Consider the following 12,970-nt stretch of genomic DNA (forward strand, 5'->3'; position numbering starts at 1 on the left):
TAAAAGAGTGGGCCCTGTGGGGATCGAACCCACGACCCACGGATTAAAAGTCCGATGCTCTACCAACTGAGCTAAAGGCCCCAGCCGACAGCCCCGAACCAGCGGATAAATCCGCTGATGCAGCGCGTTTCGGCCCAGTCCATTTCTGGACGTTAACACTGTACCCCAGACCCGGGCCGGCTTTTTTCACGTTGGCCGCACCGGCGGCGTCGGCCCCCGGCGTCTGCGGCAGCAGCGCGCACCGATCCTCGATTCCCTTGCGGCACTGGAGTAGCGTGGGGGCATGAGCGAGCAAGCAGGATCAAGCGCCCCCGGCCCGCGGCACCACAAGCCGAAACCCTTCGCACCGATCGACTTTGAGCCTTTCGCCGGAGGGGCCGATCCTGCCCGCGTCTCGGAGGCGGCCCATCTGGCCGCGCAGGCTCTCGTGCGCCGCGGCCGGGACAGCGACGATCCTAAAGTCACCAAACGGCTCGTCAAACTCGCCGATGAGCAGGGCCTGGAAGCAATCGCCGAAATGTGGGCCGAAAGCCCCGCCCGGTCCCTCCCCGGCGCGCTGTGGCGTCTGTACGCCCTGCGGGCCGCCACCATCCAGGATCCCGAGCGGATCTCCGTCTACTTCAAGGCGGGCAAGGACACGGCCCAGGTTTCGCATGTGGTCGCCGGCGCGGCCGAACCGCCCGGCGCCGATGAGATGAAATCCATGGCGGACGCCATCCTCTCCGGGGCGTTCGACGGCGAATTCGACGTCGCCCTGGAACGCTCCGCAGCGTTCTGCCGCGTGGTGGCCCTGGGCCAGGCAACGCTTGCGGATAACGCCGAGCACAGCAACGAAAACCACGCCAGCAAACTCACCCGCAACTCGCATCTGCTCGTCAAGACGGCCGAGGACCTCGAGCACGCCGCCAACGCGTGGCGGCTGGGCGAGCTGGACTGAGGGGCCTGGCGGCAGGGGCCCGGATGACGGGCCCGCAGCACCCAGGACACGCACGACGCGGGCAGGCTGTCAATGTTGACTTGCATGAACCTACGTAGAAAACTAAAAGCGGTGCCGAACCGCGAAACCCCCGGGCTTCAACATTTAGCCGCCTAGAGCGGCCTACCGCCGAGAGGCGTATCCGGTTCGGCACCATTTTCATGCCTTCTTACCCTGATGTTCGCCCGGTTTTCACCTGCGCCGTCACACGCCGCGTCGGGCCGGGCCGGACCCGCCGGGGACGGTAAAGTGATGCGTATGCACTGGTCACCGTCAAGTCACACGGCCGGCCGGCTCCACCCGCGAACCTCCTCCCGGAAGACCGGTGACACCACGTGAAGCTGCGCCTGTTCCCCCAGGAGTCCGCCGGACTGAACCTGCTCTCCCAAATGGCGCGCCAGATCGTGCTGGGGACCGGAACACTCTCGGAGATCCTCGGCGCCCCGGCCAGCGAGCATGCCCGGCTGGTGGAGGACATGCACAACCACGAGGCCAAATCCGCGGAGCTGCACTTTGCCCTCCTGACCCACATGCGCACCAGCTTCGTGAACCCGCTGCCGCGCGAGGACATGTACACGCTGTCCCGGTTCCTCAACGAGGCCATGGAGAAGCTCGACGCCGCCGCCGAGCTCGTCTCCCTCTACAAGCTCGAACGGCTGCCCAGGCGGGCCGCCGACCAGCTGGAAATCATCAGCCGCCAGGCCGAACTAACGGTCGATGCGATGCGGCGGCTGAACAATCTGGACGACCTCGAGGACTACTGGATCGAGATCCTGCGCCTGGCCAAGCGTGCCGAGCGCACGCACCGGGTCTGGGTCGCGGACATGCTCCACGAGATGAAGGCCATGCAGTACGCGCGCAACCGCGACGTCGCGAACCAGCTCGTGGAAGTCACGAAGGACATGCGCCGGATCGCCACCCAGGTGGGCAGCATCATCGTCAAGGAATCCTGACGTGGTGCTCTTCTTCCTTGCCCTGGTGCTGCTCTGCGCCGGGGCCTTTGCATTCCTCAACGGGTTCAGGGACGCGTCCTCGTCGGTGGCGCTGGCCGTGCGGACGCGGGCGCTGACCCCAACTGTGGCGGTGATTCTGGCCAGCCTGTTCAACTTCATCGGTGCCGGGCTGAGCGCCGTCCTGGCGCTGGCCGTCAGCCAGGCGTGGCTGTCGCTGCCGCCGGGCACAAACGGCCTGACGATTCTGCTGGCCGCGCTGCTGAGCGCCATCCTCTGGGGCGTCTACTTGTGGTGGCGCGGCATTCCCTCGTCCTCCACCCATGCCCTGGTCGGCGGCCTCGCCGGGGCGGGGGTCGCGAGCGTCGCCGTCGGCGGAAACCCCGTCATGGGCGTTGACGCCTCGCTCCTGTCCCAGGTGGTGCTCCCGCTGCTGATCTCACCGGTGATCGCCTATGCGGGGTCGTTCCTGCTGGTCTGGCCCGCGGGCTGGGCGGCCCGGTACACGCCGCCCAATGTCGTCAACACCCGCTCCCGGCGGGCCCAGGCCATTGCCGCGGGCGCCGTCGCCTTCGGGCACGGGCTGCAGGACGGCCAACGCACCAGCGCCGTGGTGATCCTGGCGCTGCTGGCGGCCGGTCTCTCCGACGGCGGTTCAGTGCCGGCGTGGGTGGCCCTGCTGACGGCCGTCTTGCTGTCGGCGGGAACCCTGGCGGGCGGGTGGCGGATTTCCTACACCATCGGCTACCGGCTGACCCGGGTCGATCCCCTGCGCGGATTCGTCGCGCAGATGTACAGCGCGGTGATGCTGCTGGTGGGCGCGATCGGGCTGCACTGGCCCGTCTCCACCACGCACACGGTGACGGCGGCAACCCTTGGCGCCGGCGCCAACCAGAGTTTCCCGGGCACCGACCGGCGGCTGGTGATCCGCATCCTGGTGTTCTGGGTAGCGACCCCGGTTGTCACCGCCGCCGCCGCGTTCGTCCTGCAGTTGGCGCTCTCGACGGTGGCCGGCCTGTAGGACTCGGTTGGTTATCCGAAGCGGCCGGAGACGTAGTCCTCGGTGGCCTTCTCGGTCGGGTTGCTGAAGATCGTGGGGGTGTCGCCGAACTCGATCAGCTTGCCCGGCTTGCCGGTGCCGGCAATGTTGAAGAAGGCCGTCTTGTCCGACACGCGGGCCGCCTGCTGCATGTTGTGCGTCACGATCACCACCGTGTACTGGTCCTTGAGCTCGTTGATGAGGTCCTCAATGGCCAGCGTCGAGATCGGGTCCAGGGCGGAGCAGGGCTCGTCCATGAGGATCACTTGGGGTTCAACGGCAATCGCGCGCGCAATGCACAGGCGCTGCTGCTGGCCGCCGGAGAGCCCGGAGCCGGGCTTGGCCAGACGGTCCTTGACCTCGTTCCAGAGGTTGGCCCCCTGCAGGGACCGCTCCACCAGGACATCGGCCTCGCCCTTGGAGATCTTCGTGTTGTTCAGCTTCACGCCGGCCAGCACGTTGTCCCGGATGGACATGGTGGGGAACGGGTTGGGGCGCTGGAACACCATGCCGATCTGGGACCGGACGGTGACCGGATCGACGCCGGGGCCGTACAGGTTGTCCCCGTCCAGCAGCACTTCGCCCTCAACCCTCGCACCGGGAATGACCTCGTGCATGCGGTTCAGGGTGCGCAGGAAGGTGGACTTGCCGCAGCCCGAGGGGCCGATGAAGGCCGTGACGGACTTGGCGTCGATGTTGATGTTGACGCCTTCGACGGCCAGGAATTTGCTGTAGTAGACGTTCAGGTCCTTGACGTCGATGCGCTTAGACATGGTATTCCTTCACTTGCTGGAGGTAGGGGCGGCGGACGCGGCCGTGGCCTAGCGGCCTGTCTTGGGGGCGAACATGCGGGCAATCAGGCGGGCGCCAAGATTGAGCAGCATCACCAGGATGATGAGCACGAGGGCCGCGCCCCAGGCCCGCTGGGAGGACGGATCCGGGTTGGACGGCGAGGTGGGGTTCAGGATCTGGGTGTAGATGAAGGTCGGCAGCGAGGCCATCCAGCCGCTGAACACGTTGGTGTTGATGGTGGTCGCGAATCCGGCGGTGACCAGAATCGGCGCGGTTTCGCCGATCACGCGGGCGATCGCCAGGGTGATGCCGGACGCGATGCCGGAGATCGCCGTCGGGAGAACCACCTTGAGGATGGTCCGCCACTTGCGGACGCCGAGGGCGTAGGCGGCCTCGCGGAGTTCGTTGGGCACGATCTTGAGCATTTCCTCGCTGGAGCGGACCACCACCGGGATCATCAGCACCGACAGTGCGACGGCGGCGACGGCGCCGGTCTTGGTGCCCGGGCCGACCACCGCGAAGAACGCGGCGGCGGCGAACAGGCCGGCGACAATCGAGGGGATGCCGGTCATGACGTCCACGAAGAAGGTGATGGCCCGGGCCAGTGCGCGGTCCTCGCCGTATTCCACGAGGTAGATCGCGGTCAGCAGGCCCACGGGGACCGAGATGAGGGTGGCGAGCACCGTGATCAGCAAGGTGCCCATGAGCGCGTGGTAGATGCCGCCCAGCAGGGGGGCACCTTCCTCGACCGTCTTGTTGTCAAAGGCGCCGGTGACACCGTTCATGGAGGTGGTGAGGAAACCGGGATCCAGGAGCCCGGGGAGCCCATTGATCAGCACGGTCCAGATCACCGAGAACAGGGGCAGCAGGGCAACCAGGAAGGCCCCCACAACCAGGCAGGTGGCCAGCTTGTCCTTGGCTTTGCGGGCGCCTTCCACAATAAGGCTCCAGCCCACCAGGCCGGCGGCGAAGAGGATGGCGGAGACGATTCCCCAGCCGAAGGCATTGAAGCCGATCAGCGCGAGGATCGCGGCGCCGAGGATCAAGGCAACGGCCAGGACGATGTACGGCGCGGCCTTGGGCAGTTGGCCCCTGGTCAGCGCCGAGCGCTTGCGTACCGGAGTCAGGGTGGAGGTCATTTAGTTGGCTCCCGAGAATTCTTTGTGCCGGCTGATGATTCCCCGGGCAATCATGTTCACTCCGAGGGTAATGACGAACAGCACCAGGCCCGCGGCGATCAGCGTGCTGACCTTGAGCCCGCTGGCCTCGGGGAAGTTCAGGGCGATTTCGGCGGCGATGGTCTGGTTGCCGGTCTGGATCAGGCTGGCGGTCAGGGCTCCGGAGGACAGCACCAGCGCGACGGCCATGGTCTCGCCGAGGGCCCGGCCCAGTCCCAGCATCACGGCGCTGATGATTCCCGGCCGGCCGAACGGCAGCACGGTCATCCGGATCATCTCCCAGCGGGTGGCCCCGAGCGCCAGCGCGGCCTCTTCGTGCAGCTTGGGGGTCTGCAGGAAGATTTCGCGGGTCAGGGAGGTGATGATCGGCAGGACCATGACGGCGAGCACGATGCCGGCCGTCAGGATGGTCTTGCCGGTGGCGGAGGCGGGGCCCTGGAAGATCGGCAGCCAGCCCATGTTCTCGGCCAGCCAGTTGTACGACGGCGAGATTTCCTTGGCCAGGAACGCGACGCCCCAGGCGCCGTAGACAACGGACGGGATGGCGGCGAGGAGGTCAATCACGTAACCCAGGCCGGAGGCGAGCTTGCGCGGCGCGAAGTGCGAAATGAACAGCGCGACGCCGATCGCGATCGGCGTCGCGATCACGAGAGCGATCACCGAGGCGATGAGGGTGCCGATGACGAGCGGCCAGATGTAGGTGAAGAATCCTTCGCCGCCCTGGATCTTGTCCGCCGGAGCCACGAGGGCGGGAAGCGCCTGGATCACCAGAAACAGTGCCACGCCGAAGAGCACGACGAGGATCAAACACCCTGCTGCCAAGGTGGCTGCGGAAAAGACTTTGTCACCGGCGTGGCCTGCGCCCCGGGACTTGGTCAGGGAGGTGGTGGTCACTTCACGGTCCTTCGGTTTGGATGGGATCCGGGCGCCGGGTGCGGAGGCCTCCGCGGCCGGTGCCCGGCAAATCTTGATGTATGGAACAAACGCGTCAGTTCCCTGCTCCATGGCGGCCGCCGGTGACGGCCGCCATGATGCAGGGAACCTCGATCAGGCCTGTGTTTCCACTATGCCTTTTTCCACTTCGCCTCGCGGCGCAGCGTATCCCTAGGCCTTGGCCTTGACGGTGTCGACGGCAGCCATTGCCTTGTCCTGAAGGGTCTTGGACAGCGGCGCCGACTTGGCGGCGTCGGCGGCGGCCTGCTGGCCCGCGTCGGAGGCGGCGTACTTGACGAAGGCCTTGACCAGATCAGCGGTGGCCTGCGTGTCGTAGCTGGTGCAGACGATGTGGTAGGACACCAGGACGATCGGGTAGGCACCCGCGACCGTGGTGGTGCGGTCCAGCTTGATGGCGAGGTCGTTGGCGTTGCGGCCCTCGACCGGCTTGCCCTGGTCGACTGCCTTGGAAGCTGCCTCGGCGGAGATCTTCGTGAAGGAGTCGCCGACCTTGATCTGCGCGGTGCCGAGCTTGCCGCTGACAGCGGAGTCGTCGGCGTAGGTCACGGCGCCGGGGGTGTCGGTGACAGTCTTGACGACGCCGGAGGTGCCCTTGGCGTTCTCGCCCTTCAGGCTGGCGGGCCAGACGCCGGCTGCCTTGTCGGTCCACACGGAGGGGGCTACGGCGGACAGGTAGTCGGTGAAGTTGGTGGTGGTGCCCGAGTCATCGGAGCGGTTCACCGGTGTGACCTTGAGGTCCGGCAGCTGGACGCCCGGGTTCATGGCCGCGATGGCGGGGTCATTCCAGTTGGCGACCTCGCCGCGGAAGATCTTTGCGACGGTGGCGGCGTCGAGCTTCAGGTCCGTGATGCCAGGGACGTTGAAGGCGACGGCGATCGGGGAAATGTAGACCGGAATGTCAATGGCTCCGTCGGGACCACACTTTTCCTTGGAGCTGGCGAGTTCGTCATCCTTGAGGTAGGCATCGGAGCCGGCGAACTGGGCCGAGCCGTCGAGGATCGCCTTGCGTCCGGCGCCGGAACCGTCGGGGGAGTACTGCACAGTTGCGCCCTGGTTCGCGGTAGCGAAGTTGGTCTTCCAGACATCCATGGCTGCGCCCTGGGCGGAAGAACCGATGCCGGTCAGGGTGCCGGTGACCGCGGGACCCGAGGCGGACGGCGCCGCGGTCTGGGCCGTGTTGGTTGCGTTGTCCGAACCGCAGGCGGTCAGCGCAAGTGCGCCGACGGCGATTACAGCGATAGCCGCGTTGCGGCCGAAGCGGAGAGCCTTCACTGAGTTGTACCCCTTCCAGGGCTGTGAGTGCCGGGCCTGGAGAAGGCCCGCAGGGATGCGTACGGGTTTGTACCTTTACCGACCGTAAGTGGCCCAGGTGAAGAGAATTGCGGACCAAAGTGAACGGCCGGTGAACGACGCGGGACTATTGGCTTACATATGCCGGGCCGCCATTGTGTTCTGTGCGTCACAGTCGTATCAGCCACACAGTGCCCGCGGCCCGCGGCCCGTGCCGTGTCCTGCCGTGCCGGCCGTCCCGGCGCAGCAAATAGACTGGAGGGCATGGCCTCCGCGACTGGACTCTCCGCAAGCGCACGATTCCTGCGCGGCCGGGTCCGCACCGGCTTTGTCCGGAGCCGGAACTCCCTGGGCCCGGCCATCCAGATGACCACTTGCGCCGTGGGCGCTTACGCTTTCGCAGAATACGTCCTGGGTCACAGCGGGCCGTTGTTTGCGGCCACGTCATCCCTTATTGCGCTCGGTTTTTCCCGCGACCCCAGACTGCGCCGCGTCATCGAGGTGGGCTTGGGCTGCACGCTCGGAATCGTGGTCGGAGACCTGCTGCTGCACTGGCTGGGCTCCGGAATCTGGCAGGCCGCCGTCGTGCTCCTTTTCTCCATCCTGCTGGCCAGGTTCCTGGACAGCGGGACGATTTTCACGACGCAACTGGGCCTGCAGTCGGTCCTCGTGGTGCTCCTGCCCGCACCGATCGGGGGCCCGTTCACCCGCAGCATCGACGCCGTGGTGGGCGGAGTGTTCGCGCTGCTGATGACCGTCCTCGTTCCCAAGGATCCGCGGCGTGAACCCCGCAGCGACGTCAAGAAGCTCCTGCACGAGCTCGCCGAGGTGCTGCGGGAATGCGCCTCGGCGCTGAGCTACAGCGATTCCACCCAGGCCTGGCATGCCCTCATCCGGGGCCGGAACTGCCAGCCGCTCGTCGACGCCATGCGCCAGTCGCTGCGTGCCTCCGGCGAAGTGGCAACCCTGGCCCCAGCCTACCGGCGGCACCGGGACGAGCTGGACCAGATGGAGCAGTCGCTGGACTACATCGATCTTGCGCTGCGCAACAGCCGGGTCTTTGCGCGCCGCCTGACCAGCGCCATCAACCATGCGGCGCTCTCGGACGAGGCCACCCAGAACATCGCCGAGGTCCTGCAGGAGACGGCCGCCGCCGTCGACGAACTCTCGCTCGGCCTGGCGGAAGTCCACGACGGCGCCCGCCGCGCCCACCTGCGGACAGCACGCTCGGAGCTGCGCGAGATCGCCGTCCGGCTGCATCCGCGGATACTGGACGTCCAGCGGCTGGAGGGCGAAACGGTGGTCATGTTGTTCCGCCCGCTCATGGTGGACCTGCTCGAGGCCGCGGGACTGGATTCCAAGGAAGCCCGGGACATCCTGCCCCCGCTGTAGCTGCTGCAGCTGGCGCACGGCGCGCTTGTTGTCGCTGGCCCCCGATAGTGTGGACCAATGGCTACGAAGACTTCCCGGGGGCCGAAGGCGCCCGGCTATAAATGCGCCGAATGCGGCTGGACGACGGCCAAGTGGGTGGGCCGCTGCGGCGAGTGCCAGGCGTGGGGCAGCGTGGAGGAGACCGGCACCGCCGTCGCCCGGACGACGGCGGCCACGACGGTCCTGGAACCGGCCCGCCGGATCGCCGACGTCGACGCCACTACCGCCGCTTTCCTGCCCACCGGCGTGGATGAACTCGACCGTGTGCTCGGCGGCGGGCTGGTGCCAGGCGCCGTGATCCTGCTGGCGGGCGAGCCCGGGGTGGGCAAGTCGACGCTGCTGCTGGACGTTGCGGCCAAGTTCGCCCGCACGGCGCAGGACGTCCTCTACATCACCGGTGAGGAATCCGCGGCCCAGGTCAAGCTCCGCGCGGACCGGATCGACGCCGTCGCCGAATCCCTGTACCTGTCCGCCGAAACTGACCTGGGGCAGGCCCTGGGGCAGGTGGAGAAGCTGGAGCCGCGCCTGCTGGTGGTGGACTCCGTGCAGACCCTCAGCAGCGCCGACGTCGAGGGCAGCGCCGGCGGCGTGTCCCAGGTGCGCGAGGTGGCGGCGTCCCTGATCGCCGCGGCCAAGCGCCGCAACATGACCACGCTGCTGGTCGGGCACGTGACCAAGGACGGCTCCATCGCCGGGCCCCGGCTGCTGGAACACCTCGTGGACGTCGTCTGCCAGTTCGAAGGCGAACGGCACTCGCGGCTGCGGCTGCTGCGCGCGGTCAAGAATCGCTACGGACCCACCGACGACGTCGGCTGCTTCGATCTGAACGAGGACGGCATCGAGGGCCTCGCCGATCCCAGTGGGCTGTTCGTCTCCCGGACCAAGGAGCCCGTTTCGGGAACCTGCATCACGGTCACGCTGGAGGGCCGCCGGCCGCTGCTGGCCGAGGTGCAGGCGCTGCTCGCCGAGAGCGCCAGCTCCCAGCCCCGCCGCGCCACCAGCGGGCTCGACAGCTCGCGCGTCGCGATGCTGCTGGCCGTCCTGCAGCAGCGCGCCGGCTGCCTGCTGAACAAGGACGACTCATACGTGGCAACGGTCGGCGGGGTCAAGCTCAGCGAACCCGCCACGGACCTCGCAGTGGCCCTGGCGGTGGCTTCGGCCAAGGCCAGGAAGCCGCTCCCCCAGCGGCTCATAGCCTTCGGCGAGGTGGGCCTGGCGGGCGAAGTCCGCCCGGTGCCCGGCATCAACCAGCGCATCCAGGAGGCGCACCGGCTCGGCTTCACCCATGCCGTGGTACCGGCCAGCCCCAACGGGCACGGACCGGTTCCGGCGGGCTTCTCGGTCCGCGAGGTCGGCCACCTGGCCGAGGCCCTGGGACTGCTGATCAGCTGACGCCGCAAATGCCGGGTGGTCTGGTGGTCTGGGACCTCGGGATGATGGGCGTTATCGAGGTCCGCTGAGGCTGGAAATGCCCTCTTGCCAAAGATACCCCCCGGGGGTATGTTTGGCGTAGCCGCAGATGACTGAGCATCCGTCAGGAGCACACACCATGGAACACCGGCACAGCAGCCCCGGCGCGGACCAGGGCCTCAGGAACCACAGCCCGGGCGGGACGCCGCACGGCAACCATGCCGTGGGCTCCGCCGCGGATGAGCACACGGTACACAGCCACGGCCAGCATGCCGGGCACAGCGTCGCGATGTTCAGGGACAGGTTCTGGCTGTCACTGGCCCTGGCCGTGCCGGTGGTCTTCTTCAGCCCCATGTTCGCGGAACTCCTGGGCTACGCTCCTCCCGCCTTCCCCGGCTCAGCGTGGATCCCGCCGGTGTTCGGCACGGCGATCTACCTCTACGGCGGCCGTCCGTTCCTCAAGGGCGGACTCAATGAACTGAAGACGCGAAAACCGGGGATGATGCTGCTGATTGCCATGGCCATCAGCGTCGCCTTTATCGCCTCGTGGGTGACCAGCCTCGGCATCGGCGGTTTCGATCTCGACTTCTGGTGGGAGCTGGCGCTGCTGGTCCCCATCATGCTGCTGGGCCACTGGATCGAGATGCGCGCCCTCGGCTCGGCGCAGGGTGCGCTGGATGCCCTGGCGGCGCTGCTGCCCGACGAAGCGGAACGCGTCACGGCCGCCGGCACGGAGACCGTCAGCCTCGCCGAACTCCGCGCCGGGGACACCATCCTGGTCCGCCCCGGCGGCCGGATGCCGGCCGACGGCACCGTCAGCGGCGGGCAGGCCGAATTCGACGAATCCATGATCACGGGCGAATCAAAAACCGTCCTGCGGGCCCCGGGGGATCCCGTGGTGGCCGGAACCATCGCCACTGACAACTCCGTGCGGGTCCGGGTGTCGGCCATCGGCGAGGACACGGCCCTCGCCGGGATCCGGCGCCTCGTGGCCGAGGCGCAGGCGTCCTCCTCCCGGGCCCAGGCCCTGGCCGACCGGGCTGCGGCCTTCCTCTTCTACTTCGCAGCCGGCACCGGCGTCCTGACGTTCATCTTCTGGACCCTGATGGGCAGCATAGGAGACGCGGTCACCCGCACCGTGACGGTCCTGGTAATCGCCTGCCCCCACGCCCTCGGCCTTGCCATCCCGCTCGTCATCGCCATTTCCACCGAGCGCGCCGCCCGGGCGGGCGTCCTGATCAAGAACCGGATGGCGCTGGAGCGCATGCGGACAGTCGATGTGGTGCTGTTCGACAAGACCGGAACCCTGACCAGGGGCGAACCGGAACTCAAGGAAGTCGGCGCCGCAGACGCGGGAACAACCGGCCAAGACGCCGCGCAGGATACGGTGCTGGCACTCGCGGCCGCCGTGGAGGCCGACAGCGAACATCCCCTGGCCCGCTCAATCGTTGCCGCCGCCCGGGAACGGGGACTGAAGCTTCCGACGGCGGACGGGTTCACGTCGCTGACCGGCCGCGGAGTCCGCGCCACGGTCGACGGCCGCACGGTCCAGGTGGGCGGTCCGGCCCTGCTCCGGGAGCTGGGTCTGCAGGAGCCGCCGGAGTTGGCCGCCACGACCGGCGCCTGGCTGAAGCGCGGCGCAGCGGTGCTCCATGTCGTGGACGGCGGCAGGGTCCTGGGTGCTGTCAGCCTCGAGGATGCCGTGCGGCCCGAGTCCCGCCAGGCCGTCCGGGCCCTGCAGGCACGCGGCATCAAGGTGGCCATGGTCACCGGCGACGCCCGGCAGGTGGCGCACGCCGTCGCCGCCGAGCTCGGCATCGACGAAGTGTTCGCCGAGGTGCTCCCCGCCGACAAGGACAAGAAAGTGGCGGAGCTCCAGGGCCGCGGGCTGAAGGTGGCCATGGTGGGCGACGGCGTCAACGACTCCCCCGCGCTGGCACGGGCGGAGGTGGGGATCGCGATTGGCGGCGGCACGGACGTGGCCGTGGAATCCGCCGGTGTGGTCCTGGCCGGCAACGATCCGCGGGCCGTGCTGTCAATGCTCGATCTTTCCAGGGCGAGCTACCGGAAGATGTGGCAAAACCTCGTGTGGGCCACCGGATACAACATCATCTCGGTGCCGCTGGCTGCCGGTGTCCTCGCCTTCGCCGGAATTGTCCTGTCCCCCGCCGCGGGCGCCGTGATGATGTCGGCGTCGACCATTGTGGTTGCCCTGAACGCCCAGTTGCTGCGCAGGCTCAAGCTCAACCCGGCCGCGGTCAGCTGAGCTGGCGGAGGCCCCCATGCCGGAAACCACCCGCCGTGAGTCATCATTCGGGAGATCGTATGCCCGGGTGGGTCCGCGGATGGACGCCCGCGGCGCAGCAGAGCACCGCCGCCGGCTCGTCGCGCCGGCGCACGGCTTCGTCATCGAAATCGGGGCGGGCTACGGGGCCACCTTCCCGTTCTACCCTTCCACGGTGTCCGGCGTGCTGGCCCTCGAACCGGACCCCACGCTCCGTGCGCTGGCCCTCGCCGCCGCCGGAAAGGCGCCTGTGCCCGTCACGGTGAGGGACGGCGTGGCGGAAGCGCTGCCGGCGGCGGATGACTCGGCCGACGTCGTCGTCTCCAGTTTGGTGCTTTGCAGCGTGGCGGACCCGCCCCTCGCCCTGGCGGAGGTGGTCCGGGTCCTGCGCCCCGGCGGCCTGCTGCTGTTCTACGAACATGTCCGCTCAGCGCACCGCCTGTTGGGGGCCGCCGAAGACCTGCTCACACCGCTGTGGGGCCGGATGGCAGGCGGATGCCACCCGAACCGTGACACCGCAGCCATGATCGCCGCGGCAGGCCTGAGCGTGCAGGGCATCGAGCGCTTCGGCTTTTCGGTGCTTCCCGGCAATCCGCGGCTGGCCCACGTCCTCGGCATGGCGGGCAAATCCTGACCCCGCCCCGGCACAACGAAGAGGGGCGCCTG

General features: G+C 68.1%; 11 protein-coding genes and 1 tRNA gene. 7 read left to right on the forward strand and 5 right to left on the reverse strand.

The features are described from left to right. Positions 1-8: 8 nt before the first annotated feature. Positions 9-81, reverse strand: a tRNA-Lys gene (locus AC1D1A_RS08010). 202 nt (positions 82-283) lie between these two features. On the opposite strand from AC1D1A_RS08010, the gene AC1D1A_RS08015 reads away from it, so the two are divergent. The 3 genes from AC1D1A_RS08015 (at position 284) to AC1D1A_RS08025 (ending at position 2,947) form a co-directional block, all read left to right on the forward strand. Continuing rightward, positions 284-937 (forward strand): hypothetical protein, encoded by a 654-nt coding sequence (locus AC1D1A_RS08015; RefSeq protein ID WP_018774895.1) that lies wholly within the window; start codon positions 284-286, stop codon positions 935-937. Between the two features lie 374 nt (positions 938-1,311). Next, the gene (locus AC1D1A_RS08020) at positions 1,312-1,929 is read left to right on the forward strand and encodes a DUF47 domain-containing protein (RefSeq protein ID WP_028276610.1); all 618 of its coding nucleotides are present in this window, start codon (positions 1,312-1,314) and stop codon (positions 1,927-1,929) included. Position 1,930: 1 nt separating this feature from the next. Next, entirely contained in the window at positions 1,931-2,947 is a 1,017-nt protein-coding gene (locus AC1D1A_RS08025) for an inorganic phosphate transporter (protein ID WP_230008137.1), read from the forward strand. An 11-nt stretch (positions 2,948-2,958) separates the two neighbouring features. Here the strand turns inward: AC1D1A_RS08025 and pstB are convergent, their stop codons facing one another. The 4 genes from pstB to pstS all read right to left on the reverse strand — a co-directional run bounded on the left by pstB (position 2,959) and on the right by pstS (position 7,161). Next, entirely contained in the window at positions 2,959-3,738 is a 780-nt protein-coding gene (pstB, locus tag AC1D1A_RS08030) for a phosphate ABC transporter ATP-binding protein PstB (protein ID WP_018774898.1), read from the reverse strand. Between the two features lie 48 nt (positions 3,739-3,786). Continuing rightward, entirely contained in the window at positions 3,787-4,896 is a 1,110-nt protein-coding gene (pstA, locus tag AC1D1A_RS08035) for a phosphate ABC transporter permease PstA (RefSeq protein WP_476947481.1), read from the reverse strand. Further along, positions 4,897-5,829, reverse strand: coding sequence for a phosphate ABC transporter permease subunit PstC (gene pstC, locus AC1D1A_RS08040; RefSeq protein ID WP_223914675.1), 933 nt, complete (start codon positions 5,827-5,829; stop codon positions 4,897-4,899). Positions 5,830-6,039: 210 nt separating this feature from the next. Next, the gene (gene pstS, locus AC1D1A_RS08045; RefSeq protein ID WP_476947482.1) at positions 6,040-7,161 is read right to left on the reverse strand and encodes a phosphate ABC transporter substrate-binding protein PstS; all 1,122 of its coding nucleotides are present in this window, start codon (positions 7,159-7,161) and stop codon (positions 6,040-6,042) included. Positions 7,162-7,443: 282 nt separating this feature from the next. On the opposite strand from pstS, the gene AC1D1A_RS08050 reads away from it, so the two are divergent. From AC1D1A_RS08050 to AC1D1A_RS08065, 4 genes are all read left to right on the forward strand, one after another. Continuing rightward, positions 7,444-8,571, forward strand: a complete 1,128-nt coding sequence (locus tag AC1D1A_RS08050) for an FUSC family protein (RefSeq protein WP_230007454.1) — start codon at positions 7,444-7,446, stop codon at positions 8,569-8,571. A gap of 57 nt (positions 8,572-8,628) precedes the next feature. Further along, positions 8,629-10,002, forward strand: coding sequence for a DNA repair protein RadA (gene radA, locus AC1D1A_RS08055; protein ID WP_223914678.1), 1,374 nt, complete (start codon positions 8,629-8,631; stop codon positions 10,000-10,002). A gap of 157 nt (positions 10,003-10,159) precedes the next feature. Next, complete coding sequence (locus AC1D1A_RS08060) at positions 10,160-12,286, forward strand: copper-translocating P-type ATPase (protein WP_476947483.1); 2,127 nt, start codon at positions 10,160-10,162, stop codon at positions 12,284-12,286. Positions 12,287-12,302: 16 nt separating this feature from the next. Next, complete coding sequence (locus tag AC1D1A_RS08065; RefSeq protein ID WP_476849893.1) at positions 12,303-12,938, forward strand: class I SAM-dependent methyltransferase; 636 nt, start codon at positions 12,303-12,305, stop codon at positions 12,936-12,938. Positions 12,939-12,970 lie beyond the last annotated feature (32 nt).

The organism is Arthrobacter sp. P1_B9 (assembly GCF_056406495.1).